Genomic DNA, 16,895 nt, shown 5'->3' with positions numbered 1-16,895 from the left:
CGGCCGGAAGCCACCCGCGGTGCGAAACGTAAGAAAGCCGTCAGAACAGCAGCGGCAGGAGCGCGTGACGGCGCTTGAGGACCGCGCCGTACCGCGCGTCGATGCGCATCCACGAATCCGTCGCGGTGACACGGACGACGTCACCGTCGATCGTCGAGTCGACGAAGCCCATCCCCGACAACGCGAACAGGCACCGCATCTGGACCTTGATCTCCTGCTCGTTACCCGAAACGGTGAGCACCGTCTGGTCCATCAGCGAGGCGGGCGGGTTGCCGTGCGGGCCGACGTTGTCGCGGGCCAGTGTGACGCCCCGATCGGCCAGCTCCGAGATCACCGTCGCCGGCAGTTCGTCCACCAGCTGCCAGCGTCCGGAAGCGGGCAGCTCGGAATGCCACATCAGGTCGCGGGCCGGGCCCGGATCCATCCGCTCACCGCCGGCCACGGTCAGCGCGGCGAGCAGCTCGTTCCCGGACACGGTGACGTCCGACGGCGTGATGTCGCCGGCGATCGCCCTGGTGGCGAGGACCTCGAACGGGGTCGTGCTCCACGCCTCGACGACGCCGTCACCGCGCTGCCGAAGCCGCACCAGCGTGTTCTGGTCGAGCCGGACCGCCCTGGCCACGAACGCGCCGAGCGTTTCGCGGTCGCCCGCGTCCGGGATGACGAGCTCAGGCATCCGCGAACCCCTTCTCCAGGAAGGCGCGTTCGTCCTCGGTCAGCCGCCGGGGCCGCTCCGACCCGGTGTCGAACGGCGCGAGCACCGTCTCCGCGGTGACCGCGACCTTGTCGGACCCGGCAGGCCCGGCGTGCACCCGGTAGCCGAGAGTGAAGCTGGCGTGCTTCAAGTCCTTCAACGAGATCTCCACCCGGATGTCCTGATCGGACACCACGATCGGCGAACGGTAATGGACGGCCAGCTTCACCACGACGATGCCCTTGGGCAGTTCGGTGAGCCCGGCCCGGACGGCGTCCCCGAACAGCAGGGGGATCCGTGCCTCTTCGAGCAGGGTCACCAGATTCGCGTGGTTGACGTGCCCGTAGACGTCCATATCCGACCAGCGCGGCCGGATCAGGGAAATGTACGCCACTACCTCACCGTGCTCCGGATCTGCCTCGCCGCCACCGACAGCGTCGCCAGGTCGAGTTTGCCGAACTGGCTGATCTCGTCCAGCGCGACGCGGGCCCGCTGCAACCGCGAAGCGTTCGTCTTCTCCCAGTGCGCGATCTTCTCGTCCGGGTCGGTGCCCGAATCGCTGTGCCGCAACGCGTCCAGCGTGATCGTCCGCAAGGAACCGTACACGTCGTCACGCAACGCCAGCCGCGCGAGCGCGTGCCAGCGGTTGCCGCGTTCGAGACCGCTGATCGACGTCAGCATCTTGTCGATGCCGAGGTGGTCGGAGAGCGCGTAGTACAGGCCCGCGGTCTCCGCCGGGGTGTGCACCGCGTCGATCCCCGCCTGCTGCTCGGCGAGTTCCGCGACGTCGGTGACGTCGAGCAGGCCGAAGGTGTGCAGCAGGAGCGCGACCCGCTCCGCCAGTTCCGCCGGGACGCCCTTCTCGATCAGCCGCTCGGTGTTCGCGTCCACCGAAGCGCACTCGACACCGCGAAGCAGCTCATGCGCCCGCGGGGCCAGTTCGCCGACGACCCGGCCGAACCGGTTGATCTCGGCGAGCGGGGCCAGCGGCTGCGGCCGGTTGGTGAGGAACCAGCGGGCGGCCCGGTCGAGCAGCCTGCGGGTCTCCAGCATCATCTCGTCCGCGACCTCGGTCGGCACGACGTTGTCCAGCGCGTCGATCCGGGCCCACAGCGAGGGCAGGTCGTACACGTGGGTGACCACGGCGTACGCGCGGACGGCGTCGGTGGCGGTCGCGTTCATCTCCTCCATCAGGCGGAAGACGTACGAGATCCCGGCGCCGTCGACGACCTCGTTGGCCACCATCGTCGTGATGATCTCGCGCTTCAGCGGGTGCTGGAAGATCGCGTCGCCGAAGCGTTCCCGAAGCGGCTTCGGGAAGTATTCGGGCAGGCGGCGGGAGAACACCTCGGAGTCCGGCAGCTCGCTCGCCAGCAGCTCGTCCTTGAGGTCGAGCTTGACGTGCGCGAGCAGCGTCGCCAGCTCCGGCGAGGTGAGGCCGTCACCCGCCTTCTCCAGCGCGCGGAACTCCGCCGAACTCGGCAACGCTTCGAGCTTGCGGTCGAAGGCGCCCTTCGCGACCAGCGCCGCGACGAGCCGCTGGTGCACCGAGACCATCGGACCGGCGTGCGCGCGGCTGACGCCGAGCACGGCGTTCTGCCGGTAGTTGTCGGCCAGCACCAGCTCGCCGACCTCGTCGGTCATCTGCTCCAGCAGTTCGTTGCGCTCCTCGGCGTCCAGCGATCCGGTCGAGATCAGGTGATCCAGCAGGATCTTGATGTTGACCTCGTGGTCGGAGCAGTCGACACCGGCGGAGTTGTCGAGCGCGTCGGTGTTGATCTTGCCGCCCGTGCGGGCGAACTCGATCCGGCCGAGCTGGGTCAGCCCCAGGTTCCCGCCCTCGCCGACGACCTTGACGCGGAGCTGGTTCCCGTTGACGCGCAAGGCGTCGTTGGCCTTGTCGCCCGCGTCGGCGTGGGTCTCGTTCTCGGCCTTGACGTAGGTGCCGATACCGCCGTTCCACAGCAGTTCGACCGGGGCCAGCAGGATCGCCTGCATGAGGTCGTTCGGCGCCAGCTTCGTGACGTCGTCGCCGAGGCCGAGCGCCTCGCGGACCTGCGGGCTGATCGGGATCGTCTTCGCCGACCGCGAGAAGATCCCGCCGCCCTCGCTGATCAGCGAGCGGTCGTAGTCCTCCCACGACGAGCGCGGCAGGTCGAACAGCCTGCGCCGCTCGGCGAACGAGGTCGCCGAATCCGGGTTCGGGTCGAGGAAGATGTGCAGGTGGTTGAAGGCGGCCACGAGCCGGATGTGCTCCGAGAGGAGCATGCCGTTGCCGAAGACGTCACCCATCATGTCGCCGATGCCGACGACGGTGAAGTCCTCGGTCTGGGTGTCCTTGCCCAGCTCGCGGAAGTTGCGTTTGACGCTCTCCCAAGCACCCTTCGCGGTGATGCCCATGGCCTTGTGGTCGTAGCCGACCGAGCCACCGGAAGCGAAGGCGTCGCCCAGCCAGAACCCGTAGTTCGCCGAGACCTCGTTCGCGATGTCGGAGAACTTCGCGGTGCCCTTGTCGGCCGCGACCACGAGGTAGCTGTCGTCACCGTCGTGGCGGACCACGCCCGGCGCCGGAACGGTCTTGCCCTCGACACGGTTGTCCGTCACGTCCAGCAGGCCGGAGATGAACATCCGGTAGCAGGCGATGCCCTCGTTCAGCTGGGCGTCACGGTCCAGGCCCGGGTCACCGGTGGCCGTCGGCGGGCGCTTCACGACGAAGCCGCCCTTCGCGCCGACAGGCACGATGACCGCGTTCTTGACCGCCTGCGCCTTGACCAGGCCGAGGATCTCCGTGCGGAAGTCCTCCCGGCGGTCGGACCAGCGCAGGCCACCGCGCGCAACGTCACCGAAGCGCAGGTGCACACCCTCGACCCGGGGCGAGTACACGAAGATCTCGTACTTCGGCCGCGGCTCGGGCAGTTCGGGCACCGCGCTCGGGTCGAGCTTGAGCGCCAGGTACCGGCGGGAGTTCCCCTCGCCGTCGGTGACGTGGTAGTTCGTGCGCAGCGTGGCGAGGATGACCGCCATCAGCCGCCGCAGGATCCGGTCCTCGTCGAGGCTGGTCACCTCGTCGACCAGCTTGCCGATCTCGGTGGTCAGCTGCTCGGCCTGCGACGCGCGGGCCTCCTCGCCGAGCGAGAGATCGAAGCGGGTTTCGAACAGCCGCACCAGCGCGGTGGCGATGTCGGTGTGCGCGAGGACGGTGTTTTCGATGTACTCCTGCGAGAACGGGATCTTCGTCTGGCGCAGGTACCGCGAATAGGCCCGCAGGATGGCCGCCTGACGCCAGGTGAGCCCGGCGCGCAGGACGAGGCCGTTGAAACCGTCGACCTCGCAGTCGCCACGCCAGGCGGCGTGGAAGGCGTCCTGGAAGCGGGTGCGGAGGTCGTTGTCCGCGTGGTCGAGGACCTGCGGGTCGATCCGCAGGCCGAAGTCGTAGATCCACGACCGGCCGCCGTCCTCGCGGCGCAGCTCGTACGGACGTTCGTCGACGACCTCGACGCCCATCCGCTGCAGGACCGGGAGCACCTGGGAGAGAGTGACGCCCTCGCCGCGCAGGTACAACTTGAAGCGCCGCTCCCCCGCCTCGGCGTCGGCCGGCAGGTAGAACGACATCGACAGGTCGCCCTCGTCGGTCAGCGCCTCCAGGGCACGGAGGTCCGCGAGCGCTTCGAGCGCGGTGAAGTCCTCTTTGTACCCCTCGGGGAACACCGCGGCGAACCGCTGCCCCTGTTCGCCAGCGGACTCCTCGACCAGCAGGCCGATCGCGACGCCGCTGTCGCCGGCGCGCTCACGGCGCTCGGCGAGGATCGCCTCGACCATCCGGTCGTCCCAGCCGCGAACGGCTTCGTTGAGCCGTTCCTGGATGCGCAGGGTGTCCGGTTCGGACCGCTGCGACGGATCGGTGTGCACGATGAAGTGCACCTGCGCGAGCACGGTCTCGCCGATGCGCGCGCTGTACTCCAGTTGCGTGCCTTCGAGTTCTTCGAGCAGGACCTCCTGCATCGCGAGCCGCGAACGGGTCGTGTAGCGGTCACGCGGGAGGTACACGAGGCACGAGTAGAAACGGCCGTACGGGTCACGGCGCAGGAACAGGCGCAGCCGTCTGCGATCCGACAGCGTGATCGCGCCCGTCGTCGTCGAGTACAGCGAGTCGGTGTCGGCCGAGAACAGGTCCGCGCGCGGCCAGTTCTGCAGCACCTCGAGCATCCGCTGGCCGGAGAAGGACTCCATCGGGAAGCCCGCGCGGTGGATGACCTCGCGGACCCGGTTGCAGACCACCGGGATGTCCAGCACGTTCTCGTGCAGGGCGGTGGTGGTGAACATGCCGAGGAAACGGTGTTCGCCGGTGACCGTCCCGTTGTCGTCGAACGTTTTCACGCCGACGTAGTACGGGTAGACCGGGCGGTGCACCGTGGACGGCGCGCTCGCCTGGGTCAGCACCAGCAGCGTCGGCGCGAGCGCGGACGCCGCCGTGTCCGGACCGGCGGTGAGGCTGCGCGCGGCCAGGCTGTCCTGGCGCAGCACGCCCAGCCCGGTGGCGAGCACCGCGCGCAGGGCGGGCTCGTCGCTGTCCGGATGCGGGTTGTCGATCAGCTCGTAGCGGCGGTAACCGAGGAAGGTGAAGTGGCCGTCGGCGAGCCAGCGCAGCAGCCGGGCGCCCTCCGCGACCTCGTGCGGCGACAGCTGGGGCGGCTGCGCGTCCAGCTCGTCGGCGAGGCGGCGCGCCTGTTCCGCCATCTTGTCGGTGTCCTCGACGACCTCGCGGACATCACCCAGCACCGACGACAGCCGATTGTCCAGCTCGCGGGCCCGGTTCGGGTCCGTCACCAGGTCGATCTCGATGTACATCCACGACTCGGCCGCCGAATTCGACGGCGGCTCCGCCGGGTCGGCGTCCGGGTGGACCTCCAGCAGCTCACCGGTCAGATCCCGGCTCACCACGACGATCGGGTGCACGATGCGCTGCACCTGCACCCCGTCCCGCGCGAACTCGGCCGCGACGGAATCCACCAGGTACGGCATGTCGTCCGTGACGACCTGCACGACGGTCGCCTCACGCGTCCAGCCGTCTTCGGGGCCCGTCGGGTTCAGCAGCCGCACCGCGGGGCGGCCGGGCATCCGGTCCTTCGCCAGCTGGAGGTGCGAACGGACGGCGCCGACGAGGTCGACCGGGTCGTCACCGAGAATCTCTTCGGCCGGGATGTGCCGGTAGTACAGGCGGATCAAGTCGCCGATCTCCGGGGCGTATGCCGCGGCGGCGTCGATCAGGTCGTCCCGGATCTGCTCCGGGTTCGCCGACCGGCGCCGGGCGCCATCCTCGGTGCCGACATCTTTTCCGGGCAGGGACGAGACTCCCGTCGAGCTCATTTGAGGCAACTCTCCACTGTAGCGAGATTGACACCGCGACCGGCACGACTCTGTACCGGCCCAGACCCCAACCTACAGCTCCGGAAAGTCGGCCCCACAAGGCCGGGTCCTTCCCGGCCGTCGAAGATTTCCCTGCTCAGATACCGGAATCGCCGTGATCGGTTCAGCTACTCGCCGGTCACATCGGCGGTCTGTCCGGCCCTTCCCACGCCCCGCCGCACCGGGGTGACCAGCACCCATTGCCCCGCGAGGGCGCGGCGGGCGGTCCCGCCGGGCCGACTGAATCGTTCAAGCCAGGCTCGGCTCCCACCGAGGTGCAGCAAGGGACCTTTGCTATCGCGCGGTCAGTCGCTTCCGTTGGTGCGGTGCCGGTCGTGGCCGTTGACCGGACGCTTTCCCGAGTCCTGGGAACCGAGCTGCTTCACGAGCGCGGCGGCGCTGGCAGTACCCGCCTGGTGCTCCGCGAGCGCGCGGGCGAGCAGGTCGGCGAGTCCGGCGTCCGGCGGCGGCTCGTCCTCCGCGATCGCGCGGGCGTAGCTCTCCGGGAACGGCGTGATCGGCCGCCAGGAACCGGTGTCGGTCAACGGATCCAGGGCGGGCGGCATCCGCAACCGCGGCAGCCACGGATCCGCGACCTCTTCCTTGGCGCTCGGGCGAGGACTTTCCCGGGTTTCGCGGCTCGGCGGCGGTGCCGGGTCTTCCCGAGGCGGCGGCGCGAGCGGCACGGCGGGTTCGGTGTACTCGACCGGGGGCTGCTCTCGACGGGCACGGCCGGTGTCGGCGCGCTCTTCGGTGACGGGTTCCGGGTGCACGGGATCCGCGGCGCCGTCCGCGCGACGGCGTCCACCGCCTTTTCCTCCGGCGCTCGAGATCCCGAGCCGGTCCAGCACCGATTTCGCCGCCACGGAACCGTGTTCGGCGTCGTGCCTGGTCTTGCGGGAAACGGGTGCGGAAGACCGGCGGGCACGCTCTTCGGCCGCCCACTCGTCGCTCTCCCACAACGGGGCGGCGGTCCCCGGCGGACGCGGAGTCCCGACCTCCGCCGCCATGCGCGGCCGGGGTTCGGCCGCGGGCTCGGGAGCGAGAAGCAGCTCCGGGGCCACGGATTCCGAGAACGCCACGGGCACCGGCTCCTCGGCGCGGACGGGCGCCTCAGTCTGGACGGGCGCCTCGGTCGGGACGGGCGCCTCGGGCTCGGGTCGCCGTCGCGCGGCCGGGGTTTCCGGTTGGGCGACCGCTGGTTCGGCCGTGACGGTCTCGCGAGGCGCGGGAGCCTCCGGACGGCGTCGCCGCCCGGTCTCCAGACCCGGACGCGACGTGGGCTCGGGCTCCGGTTTCGGCGGCGGCATCAGTTTCGGCGTGACGGGTTCGGCCCTGGGTTCGAACCTGATCGACGGCTTGGGTTGCTGAGGTTTCTTCGGCACCCGGCGACGCCAATCGCTGTCGGATACCACCGTTTCCTGAGCGGGCTCCGGACGGGACGGCGGTTTCAACACCGGTGTTTCGGTCTTTTCCGCGACCGGTGTCACGGCAGGCTCCACCGGACGTGGCGGCTCGGCGGGACGGGGGACCTCGACCGGCGCCTGCCGCACCGGCGCGGGTTCTGCCTGTCGGCTCTGCCTCGCCGGAGCGGGTTCGATCTGCCTGCCCTGCCGCACCGGCGCAGGTTCTGCCTGTCGGCTCTGCTGCACCGAAGCGGGTTCCATCTGCCTGCCCTGCCGCACCGGCGCGGCTTCTGCCTGCCGGCTCTTCCGCACGGGCTGCGTCGGCTCGCGACGAACCGGCGGCTCGGCCGCGGCCCGCTTCGGGGGCGCCACGTCGATCGGCGCCATCACCGCGGTCACCTCGGCCGGCTCCGGCGCCGGAACCGGCATCGGGGTGGCCGACGGCCTCCCGGCGACGGCCCGCAGGACGTCGTCGAGGTCGACGGCCGCGTTCTCGGCCGCGCGGAACTCGCCGACCAGGACATTGCACGCCTGCCGGCGCGCACGCGAGTGCAGATGCTCGGCGGCGCGCGAACGATGCAGGCAGCCGATGGCCTCCTCGGCCCGCCCGAGCCGTTCCTCGATCTGCGCGAGTTCCAGCCACAGCCGTGCCGTGACGGCGTGCAGGTTGTGGTCCTCGGTCGCGGCGACCGCTTCACGGACGAGCATGCCCGCGGCTTCCCCGGCTCCCGCGGGCAGCAGGACACGGGTGGCCACCGCCAGCCGCAGCCACGCGGCAGGCGCGATCCCGGCGGCCCGGACGGGCGCGTCGAGGATCGGCTGCGCGACCTCCAGCGCCAGCTCCGTGTCGCCCCTGTCCAGCAACGTGCAGACGAGTTGCAGGGCCAGCCTGATCCGGACGAGACCGCCGTCGTCGTCAGGATTCGCGAGCTTTTCGAGCATGCCGAGCCCGGTCCGCGCGGCGTCGGCGGCCGACGTCAGATCTCCGTGACGGCGACGGTGCGCCGACACCCCGACCCGCAGCATCGCGCGGATCAGCAGTTGCGAGTCCGCCGTCATCGAGCCGTCGCCGAGCACCAGCTTGTCCGCCTCGGCCAGCACCCGATCCAGTTCCGCCTTGCGGCCGAACTGCGCCAAGCAGCCGACGAGGTGACACAACGCCTCGGCCCGGTGCGCCGGCGAGACCGCCGGATCCGCCAGCAACGGACGCAGCGCGGCCAGCCCCGTCAACGGGATGCCGACACTGCGCGCGCAGACCGCGAGGTCGATCCGCAACCGGGCGGCGATGTCGCCGTAGCCCGCGTGTTCGGCGGCGCGCAGCGCGGCCACCGCCCTGCCGACCGTCCGGGGACGGCCACCGAGCCGTACCCGCGCGCTCACCACCAGGCTCTCCGCGCGGATCCACTGTTCGTCGGCGCCGGCGGCCTCGGCGAGCGCTGCCGCGCGCTCCCCGAGGACCAAGGCGAGCTCGGGCGCCCTCAGGTGCAGGGCATCCGCGCGTTCGATCAGCCTGCCGACAGCGGACAGGGTTCCCCCGGTGGCAGCCGTCCGCCCACCCACCAAGGTGGTGGGCGAGCCCGGCCGTTGGCGCTTGCTGGCTTCCACGGGGAACCCCCGGCCCTCAGTCGCGGGTCAGCTTGCGATGGGTGACGCGGTGCGGACGAGCCGCCTCGGCACCGAGACGTTCGACCTTGTTCTTCTCGTAGCCCTCGAAGTTACCTTCGAACCAGAACCATTGCGAGGGGTTCTCGTCCGTGCCTTCCCAGGCGAGGATGTGCGTCGCGACCCGGTCGAGGAACCACCGGTCGTGCGAGATGACCACGGCGCAACCGGGGAACTGCTCGAGAGCGTTCTCCAGCGAGCCCAGGGTCTCGACGTCCAGGTCGTTCGTCGGCTCGTCGAGCAGGATCAGGTTCCCGCCCTGTTTGAGGGTCAGCGCCAGGTTCAGCCGGTTGCGCTCACCACCGGAGAGCACGCCCGCCGGCTTCTGCTGGTCCGGACCCTTGAAGCCGAACGCGCTGACGTAGGCACGCGAGGGCATTTCGGTCTGCCCGACGTGGATGTAGTCCAGCTTGTCCGAAACCACCTCCCATACCGTCTTCTTCGGGTCGATCCCGCCACGGTTCTGGTCCACATAGGACAGTTTGACCGTCTCGCCGATCTTCACCTGGCCGTCGTCCGGCTCTTCGAGCCCGACGATCGTCTTGAACAGGGTCGTCTTGCCGACACCGTTCGGCCCGATGACACCGACGATGCCGTTGCGCGGCAGGTCGAACGACAGCCCGTCGATCAGCACGCGGTCGTCGAATCCCTTGCGCAGCTTCTCGACCTCGACGACCACGCTGCCCAGCCGGGGCCCCGGCGGGATCTGGATCTCTTCGAAGTCGAGCTTGCGGTGCTTGTCCGCCTCCGCGGCCATCTCTTCGTAGCGGTCGAGCCGGGACCGCGACTTGGTCTGGCGTGCCTTGGCGTTGGACCGGACCCAGTCGAGTTCGGACTTCAGCCGCTTGGCGAGCTTGGCGTCCTTCTTGCCCTGGACCTCGAGGCGCTCGCGCTTCTTCTCCAGATACGTCGAGTAGTTGCCCTCGTAGCCGACGACGCGGCCGCGGTCGAGCTCCATGATCCACTCGGCGACGTTGTCCAGGAAGTACCGGTCGTGGGTGACGGCGAGGACTGCACCGGCGTAGTTCGCCAGGAACTGTTCCAGCCACAGCACGCTTTCGGCGTCCAGATGGTTGGTGGGCTCGTCGAGGAGCAGCAGGTCGGGCGCGGACAGGAGCAGCTTGCACAGCGCGACCCGGCGACGCTCACCACCGGAGAGGTGGGTGACCGGCTCTTCCGGCGGCGGGCAACGCAGGGCGTCCATCGCCTGCTCCACCGCGGAGTCGATCTCCCACGCGTCGGCGTGGTCGAGGTCCTCCTGGAGCTTGCCCATCTCCTCCATCAGCTCATCGCTGTAGTCGGTCGCCATCAGCTCGGCGACTTCGTTGAAGCGGTTGAGCTTGACCTTGATGTCGCCGAGACCCTCTTCGACGTTCTCGCGGACGGTCTTTTCCTCGTTGAGCTCCGGCTCCTGCATGAGGATGCCGACGCTGGCGCCAGGCTGGAGGAAGGCTTCGCCGTTGCTGGCCTGCTCGATCCCCGCCATGATCTTCAGAACGGTGGACTTACCCGCGCCGTTCGGCCCCACCACGCCGATCTTGGCGCCGGGGTAGAACGCGGTGCTGACGTCGTCAAGGATGACCTTGTCCCCGACGGTCTTGCGCACCTTCTTCATGGTGTAGATGAACTCGGCCATACAAGCGATCGTAGAGCGAGCCGATCGCGGCCTCGACGGCGGTCACCATCGAGCTACCCTCAGTCAGCCCGACATCACTGAACGAGCATCGGCGCCTTCCGCCACGCGCGCGTCCTCCAGCGCGGTGACCATGGGATTCCCCACGGGCGGCGGTGACAGCGGGATCGCCCTCGGCCGATCACGTCCCATCCGGTGGATCTCGGCCGAGCAACGCGCGAGGTTGGGGCCGATGGAGAAGGCCTCAAGCTCAGGTAGACCCAGAGGTGCCGGGATCTCCTCCGCGGTCTCGGCGCCGCGCAGCCGCCCGGCCACGATCACCGGATCGCCCTTGCTCAGGCAGGAGAACGCCGCCATCGCCAGCTTGCGCCAGCAGGTGACCTTGACCGCGAGCTGCCGTCCCTCGCCCCACTCCCCTCTTTCCTTGTCGTACCGGCGTTCGACACTCCGCAAGCCGAACGACACGACATCGTGCCCGTGCACCCGCTCCGGATGGTGGACCGGTTCGCTGGTCAGGTTGCCGATCATGGTCACCCACGTTTCGCCCATCGCCATCACTCTCGCCTTTCTCCTCGTTCCGGGCCGCTCCCGGTGTTTCCCTTGATCACAGACTGCCTCGGATCGAAGGGCGGAAAAGGACGCGAGCCGGATCTGTGGACAACTCCGGGCGCCGGGGGCTTCCTGTGGACAACTCCGGCCGCAAGGCCGGCGTGGGCGCGGAGACGTGGTAGGGGACGGTCAGCGCCGGAGCGGTAGTGGCCCTCTGTCTATGCCCGACCGGCTCGAGGGCCGACGATGGAGGAATCGGGACACTGAACGTCCCGATTCCTCCATCGTCAGACATGTCGTGCCCTCGACCCTGGATCGACAGGCGCGCGGGGAGGAGCCGAGTGACCGTCCCGGCGCGAGTCCTGCCAAGCCGCGATCACGAGTGCCGCGCTACGAGCCGGAACCCGGCCCCCTGCCCTGATCCGCGAGTTTCTTCAGCATCGCGTTGTAGGCGTTCAGATCCGCGTCACCCGAGGCGTCCTCCCGGCGATCCCGCCGCCGGGCCTCCCGTTCGTCCTGACGCGCCCACTGCACCAGCAGCGCGACCAGCACCAGCAGGACCGGCAGTTCGCCGGACGCCCACGCGATCCCGCCGCCGAGCCGCTGATCGGTGAGCAGGTCGGTGACCCACGGCAGTTTCAGCCCGCGGTAGAAGTCCTGTCCGAGCACGGTCTGCATGCTCATCAGCGCGATCCCGAAGAACGCGTGGAACGGCATGGCGGCGAACATCATCCCCAGCCGCCCCAGCGGCGGGAGCCGTCGTGGCGCCGGATCGACACCGATCACCGGCCAGTAGAAGACGTATCCGGCGAGCAGGAAGTGCGCGTTCATCGCCAGATGCGCCCAGTGGTAGTTCAGCGCGGAGTCGAACAGTCCCGAGAAGTACAGGCCGTAGAAGGAACCGACGAACAGCAGCAGCGCGACGATCGGATGCGTCAGGAACCGCGAAAGCGGCGAGTGCACGAAGGCGAGCAGCCATTCACGCGGTCCTGGCGGGGCGTCCTTGCCCGCGGCGGGCAATGCGCGCAGCGCGAGCGTCACGGGTCCGCCGAGCACGAACAGCACCGGCGCCACCATGGACAGCAGCATGTGGTTGCCCATGTGCACGCTGAACATCGCGGGCGCGTACCGGCCGATGCCGGACGACGTCGCGATCAGCAGCACGAAACAACCGCCGAGCCAGGCGACCGTCCGGCCCGTGGCCCAGGTGTCACCGCGGCGCCGCAGCCGCCGCACCCCGGCGAGGTACAGCCCGGCGAGAACGAGCGCGAGCGTGCCGTAGACGAGGTCGAACCGCCAGTCCGTGAGCAGTCTGAAGACGGTCGGCGGGCCGTAGAGGTCGTAGCCGATCAGCAGTTCCGTGGTCGACGGCTGCGTGAGCGATTCCTGTGGCGGCGGGGTCTTCGCGAGCCCGGTGGCGATGCCGATGGTGATGAACATGATCAGCACCTCGACGGCGGCGAGCCGCAGCAGCTGCCCACCGCCCGCCCCGTTCACCAGCCCGGCGACACCCTTCTGCCGCTGCTGGTGGCCGAAGACGCCGAGCAGCAGCAACGCGACGATCTTCACGAGCACCAGCAGGCCGTAGTCGGTGGTGAACAGGTCGGCGATCCTGATCCGCACCAGTGCGTTGACGATGCCGGAGACCGCCATCACGATCCAGCAGACCAGCGCCAGCTTGGAAAACCGCGTCGCGGCGAGCTTGAGGTTCTCGCCGCGGCGCCAGCCGAGCGCGAGCAGCGCGACCAGGCCGCCGACCCACAGCGCGGCGGCGACCAGGTGGTACAGCAGGCTGTTGGTCGCCATGTCGTGCGAGCCACCGCTCGCCGAATGGCCCGTGACCGCGACCGGGACGAGGCCGCCGACGGACAGGAAGAAGACCACCGTCGTCCAGCCCCAGGTCAGCGCGAGACGGCAGCCGAGCGCGACCAGCAGCGCGATCAACGCGGTGAACAGCCAGGCCTTGGGCTGCTCGATGGCGTCGACGAGGTCGATCAGCACCTGCGGCGAGAGCACCTCGGTGAACGGGCGCCCGGCGCCGTCGGCCGCGGAGAAGAAGATCGACGCGGCGGCCGCGAAGAACCAGACCCATGCGGCGACACCCGCGACACGGATGGCCGCGTAACCGTCGGCCGCGAGCGTGCCGGACTTCTGCGGCGGGACGAGGAACGCGGCGAGCAGCAGTGAACCCACGCACAGCACCGAAGCCGCCTCGGCGAGCACCCGGACGACGGTGATGCCGTAGCGGGTCACCAGTCCGGGATCCGGCAGGCCGGCGATGACGTAACCGGCGCCACCGGTCAGCGCGACCAGGCCGACGGCCACCACCGCGGCCAGCAGCGCACCGATCGACACCAGCGGCAGGACACCGGCCTTCCGCGCGGACGGGGCCGGTTTCGTCTCGGGGTCTGAAGGCACGTCACGAGGGTATGCCGGGCGCGCAAGGGGCAAGATGGCGGCGTGCGGATCATCCTGCTGAGGCATGCCGAGTCGCTCGGCAACGTCGACGAGCTCGCTTACACCCGGATTCCCGACCACGCTCTCCCGCTGACCGAGGCCGGCCGCAAGCAGGCGAAACTGGCGGGTCCGGAGATCGCGGAGCTCCTCGGCGGGCAACGACCGGCGGTCTACGTCAGCCCGTATCTGCGGACGCGGGAAACGTTGCGGCTACTGGACATCCGGGATGCGTGCGAGCGGATAGTGCCGGAGCCGAGGCTGCGGGAGCAGGACTGGGGCAACCTCCAGGATCCGCTGGAGCAGGAGATCCAGAAACAGCGGCGCCACGAATTCGGGCACTTCTTCTACCGGCTCCCCTTCGGCGAATCCGGGGCGGACGTCGACGACCGAGTCGCGGCGTTTCTCAGCGAGCTGGCGGCGTGCGGCGAAGATCACCCCGAAACCGTGCTGGTCGTCTCGCACGGGCTGACCATCCGGTTGCTGTGCCGCCGTCTCTTCGGCTGGAGCATCGAGCTGTTCGAATCCCTGTCCAATCCGACGACCTGCGAATACCGCGTCGTCGAGCGCACGGGTGACAAGTGGACGCTGGACCGCCCGTTTCGCCAGTGGCGCGACTCACCCGACGGGGACACGCAAGACTGACGGCGCGAGGAGCACCACCCGGGTCCCCAGTCCCGGCGTGGACTCGATCCGCGCGAAACCGCCGATTTCCGCCATCCGCGCGATGATCGAGTTCTCGAGGCCGAAGCCGCGCCGCCGGTCGCCGACATCGAAACCGGCGCCGTGATCGCGCACCGTCAAGGAAACCCCGCCGCCGATCTCCTCGACGCTGACGACGGCCCGTCGGGTCCCGGAGTGCTTCAGCGTGTTGCGCAAGGCTTCCCTGGCCGAGTCGTGCAGGGCCATGGCCGCTTCTTCCGGGAGTTCCGGGGCACAGTCGTCCTGGATGACGACCTCGGCGCGCAGGCCTTCCGCGGCCATTTCGGCGGCGAGCAACCGCAACCGCTGGCGCAGTCCGATCCTCTCGGAGGATTCGTGCTCGAGGCTGATCCGGATGCGCATCGCCTGGGCGCGAGCGGTCCGGCGGACGCGGTCGAGGCTGGCCGCCGGATCGAGTTCGTCGGCGGGCGCGGGGATGGCGAACGACTCCATCACCTGCAGAACCGTGTCGTGGACATCGCGGCGATGCCGTTCGCGTTCCGCCGCCCGGCCCTGCTGCTCCCCGAACCCGAGCGCGAACCGCATCGAAGCGCCGACCAGACCGACGATCGAGAGGGACGCCACCAACGCGGTCGCGAGGGTGAGGAAGAGCCCCAGCGAGGAGGCCGGGTCCAGCAGGGTGTTGAGCGCCACGGCCCCGCCGACGACCAAGGATCCAGCCAGCGCGCCACGCAGCAGGGCCCAGATCATCACCGTGCCCATCAGATGGGTCCAGGTGATCGACGTGATCGCGAGATCCGGCGAGATCAGCGCCGCCGCCAGGATGAAGAGGGCGGCGAACCCGGCGTCGGCCACCGGCACCATTCGCGTACCGGCCGGTGACCGCCGGAAGGCCCAGAGGGCTTCGGCGACGTTCGGCACGAGGTGCATCAGCGCGAACGTCCACAGCACCGAGGGCCCGCCGAGACCCGCCGACCACAGCGCCTGCACCAGCATCACCAGCCGGAAGACCAGCGGGACCAGGACGAGCCGGGGCAACGTGGTCTGCACCAGTCGCGCCGGGATCCCGGGCACCTGGTGACGGCCGGTCAGGATCCCCACGCCACCGCCGAGCATCAGCACCCTCACGCCGCTCCTCCCCGGATCAGCCGTCCTGAAACAGCGAACGAGTCGCATTCATTTCAGTTTACGAGCAATCAGCTTGCCCGCGTTCCGGCGAGGATGTCAACGGCTGACGGGTTCGGAGGCCTTCTCCCGTTTGCCCGCCCGCGCCGCGGCCACCGCGGACGGCACGATCAGCGCGGCGGTCAGTCCGACGAACAGGAACGACACCGAAAGCGACGTCACCTGCGCGATCCCGCCGATCAGGGGTGGCCCGGCGAGGAAACCGGTGTAGGCGATCGCGGTGACGAAGGCCAGTTCCCGCTCGCCTCCGGTGCCGTCCGCGCGTTTGCCCGACGCGCCCGCGAGGCTCAACGCGATCGGGAAGGCCGCGGCCAGCCCGGCGAGCGCCAGCGCGAAGCCGACGAACCCGAACACGGGAACGCCGGCCAGCGCGGCGAGGACGAGCCCGGCCGAGGCGATCCCGGCACCCACCGCCAGCGCACGGGTCGCGCCGAAGCGGTTCTGAACCCAGGCGCCCGCGAGCCTGGCGAGCGCCATGGCCAGTGCGAATCCGGAATAGGCGAACGCCGCGGCGCCGTCGCCGACCCCGTGCACGGACGTCATCAGCAGGGCGGACCAGTCCGAACTCGCGCCTTCCGCGATCGCCGAGAACAACGCGATGGCGGCGAGCAGCCAGAGGACGGGCCGTTTGATCGGCGCCACCCGCGGCTTCTCGACGGGTTCGGTGTGCACGGGCCGCGCGCCGGGCACGGCGACGATGACGAAGGCGAGCACCACCAGCGCGGCCAACGCGGCGACCGTGAGATGCCGCCCCGGTGACCAGTGGTGCGACGCGGCGAATCCGGCGGCGACGGAGCCCGCCAACGCGCCGAAGCTGAACCCGGCGTGCAATATCGGCATGATCGCGCGTCCGGACCGGCGCTCGACCTCGACTCCGGCGACGTTCATCGCCACGTCCAGCGCGCCGACGCTCGCGCCGAGGACGAACAACGCCCCGGCGAGCAGGGCGACCGACGTCGAGAAGCCGATCATCGGCAGCGCGGCGCAGGCGATGATCGTGCTGCCCGCGACCACGGCGCGGGCACCGTGGCGCTCGATCAGCCTTCCCGAAACCGACGCCGCGATCAGCATGCCGACGCTGGCGCCCAGCAGGGCGAGGCCGAAGACACCCGGCGAGGCGCTCACCCGTTCCGACAAGGCGGGTGTCCGCGGCGCCCAGGAGCCGAGCGCGGCCCCGTTGAGCGCGAACACGACGAAAACGGCCGTACGGTCACGCATAGACCCCAGTCTCCTTCCGATTCCT

10 protein-coding genes are annotated in these 16,895 nt (G+C 69.8%); 1 reads left to right on the top strand and 9 read right to left on the bottom strand.

Features of this window, described 5'->3' with window-relative positions; all coding sequences use genetic code 11:
* Positions 1-40 precede the first annotated feature (40 nt).
* The 7 genes from DL990_RS37820 to DL990_RS37785 form a co-directional block, all read right to left on the bottom strand.
* On the bottom strand, positions 41-676 hold the full coding sequence (locus DL990_RS37820) for a hypothetical protein (RefSeq protein WP_125801543.1): 636 nt from the start codon (positions 674-676) through the stop codon (positions 41-43).
* Positions 669-1,088: a thioesterase family protein gene (locus DL990_RS37815; protein WP_125786000.1), complete on the bottom strand. Its 420-nt coding sequence runs from the start codon at positions 1,086-1,088 to the stop codon at positions 669-671. The genes DL990_RS37820 and DL990_RS37815 overlap by 8 nt, the downstream gene beginning before the upstream one ends.
* Complete coding sequence (locus tag DL990_RS37810) at positions 1,088-6,061, bottom strand: NAD-glutamate dehydrogenase (RefSeq protein WP_125801542.1); 4,974 nt, start codon at positions 6,059-6,061, stop codon at positions 1,088-1,090. Before DL990_RS37810 ends, DL990_RS37815 begins: the two co-directional genes overlap by 1 nt.
* 344 nt (positions 6,062-6,405) lie before the next feature.
* Positions 6,406-9,111, bottom strand: coding sequence for a hypothetical protein (locus tag DL990_RS37800; RefSeq protein WP_125801541.1), 2,706 nt, complete (start codon positions 9,109-9,111; stop codon positions 6,406-6,408).
* A 16-nt stretch (positions 9,112-9,127) separates the two neighbouring features.
* On the bottom strand, positions 9,128-10,804 hold the full coding sequence (ettA, locus tag DL990_RS37795) for an energy-dependent translational throttle protein EttA (RefSeq protein ID WP_125786003.1): 1,677 nt from the start codon (positions 10,802-10,804) through the stop codon (positions 9,128-9,130).
* 63 nt (positions 10,805-10,867) lie between these two features.
* Positions 10,868-11,350, bottom strand: coding sequence for a single-stranded DNA-binding protein (locus DL990_RS37790; protein WP_233620689.1), 483 nt, complete (start codon positions 11,348-11,350; stop codon positions 10,868-10,870).
* Between the two features lie 390 nt (positions 11,351-11,740).
* Positions 11,741-13,768, bottom strand: a complete 2,028-nt coding sequence (locus DL990_RS37785; RefSeq protein ID WP_125801539.1) for a cytochrome c oxidase assembly protein — start codon at positions 13,766-13,768, stop codon at positions 11,741-11,743.
* A 42-nt stretch (positions 13,769-13,810) separates the two neighbouring features.
* Here DL990_RS37785 and DL990_RS37780 point away from each other — a divergent pair, with 42 nt between their 5' ends.
* Positions 13,811-14,449 (top strand): histidine phosphatase family protein, encoded by a 639-nt coding sequence (locus DL990_RS37780; RefSeq protein WP_125801538.1) that lies wholly within the window; start codon positions 13,811-13,813, stop codon positions 14,447-14,449.
* Here the strand turns inward: DL990_RS37780 and DL990_RS37775 are convergent.
* Both DL990_RS37775 and DL990_RS37770 read right to left on the bottom strand, forming a co-directional pair.
* Positions 14,423-15,589, bottom strand: a complete 1,167-nt coding sequence (locus DL990_RS37775; protein ID WP_370451407.1) for a sensor histidine kinase — start codon at positions 15,587-15,589, stop codon at positions 14,423-14,425. The genes DL990_RS37780 and DL990_RS37775 overlap by 27 nt on opposite strands.
* 102 nt (positions 15,590-15,691) lie before the next feature.
* On the bottom strand, positions 15,692-16,870 hold the full coding sequence (locus DL990_RS37770) for an MFS transporter (RefSeq protein WP_125801537.1): 1,179 nt from the start codon (positions 16,868-16,870) through the stop codon (positions 15,692-15,694).
* Between the last annotated feature and the right edge of the window lie 25 nt (positions 16,871-16,895).

Origin of the sequence: Amycolatopsis sp. WAC 01416 (assembly GCF_003947485.1) — a bacterium.
Lineage (GTDB): Bacteria > Actinomycetota > Actinomycetes > Mycobacteriales > Pseudonocardiaceae > Amycolatopsis.
Note: the sequence above shows the minus strand (reverse complement) of the source record. Positions and strands in the feature narration are given on the sequence as shown.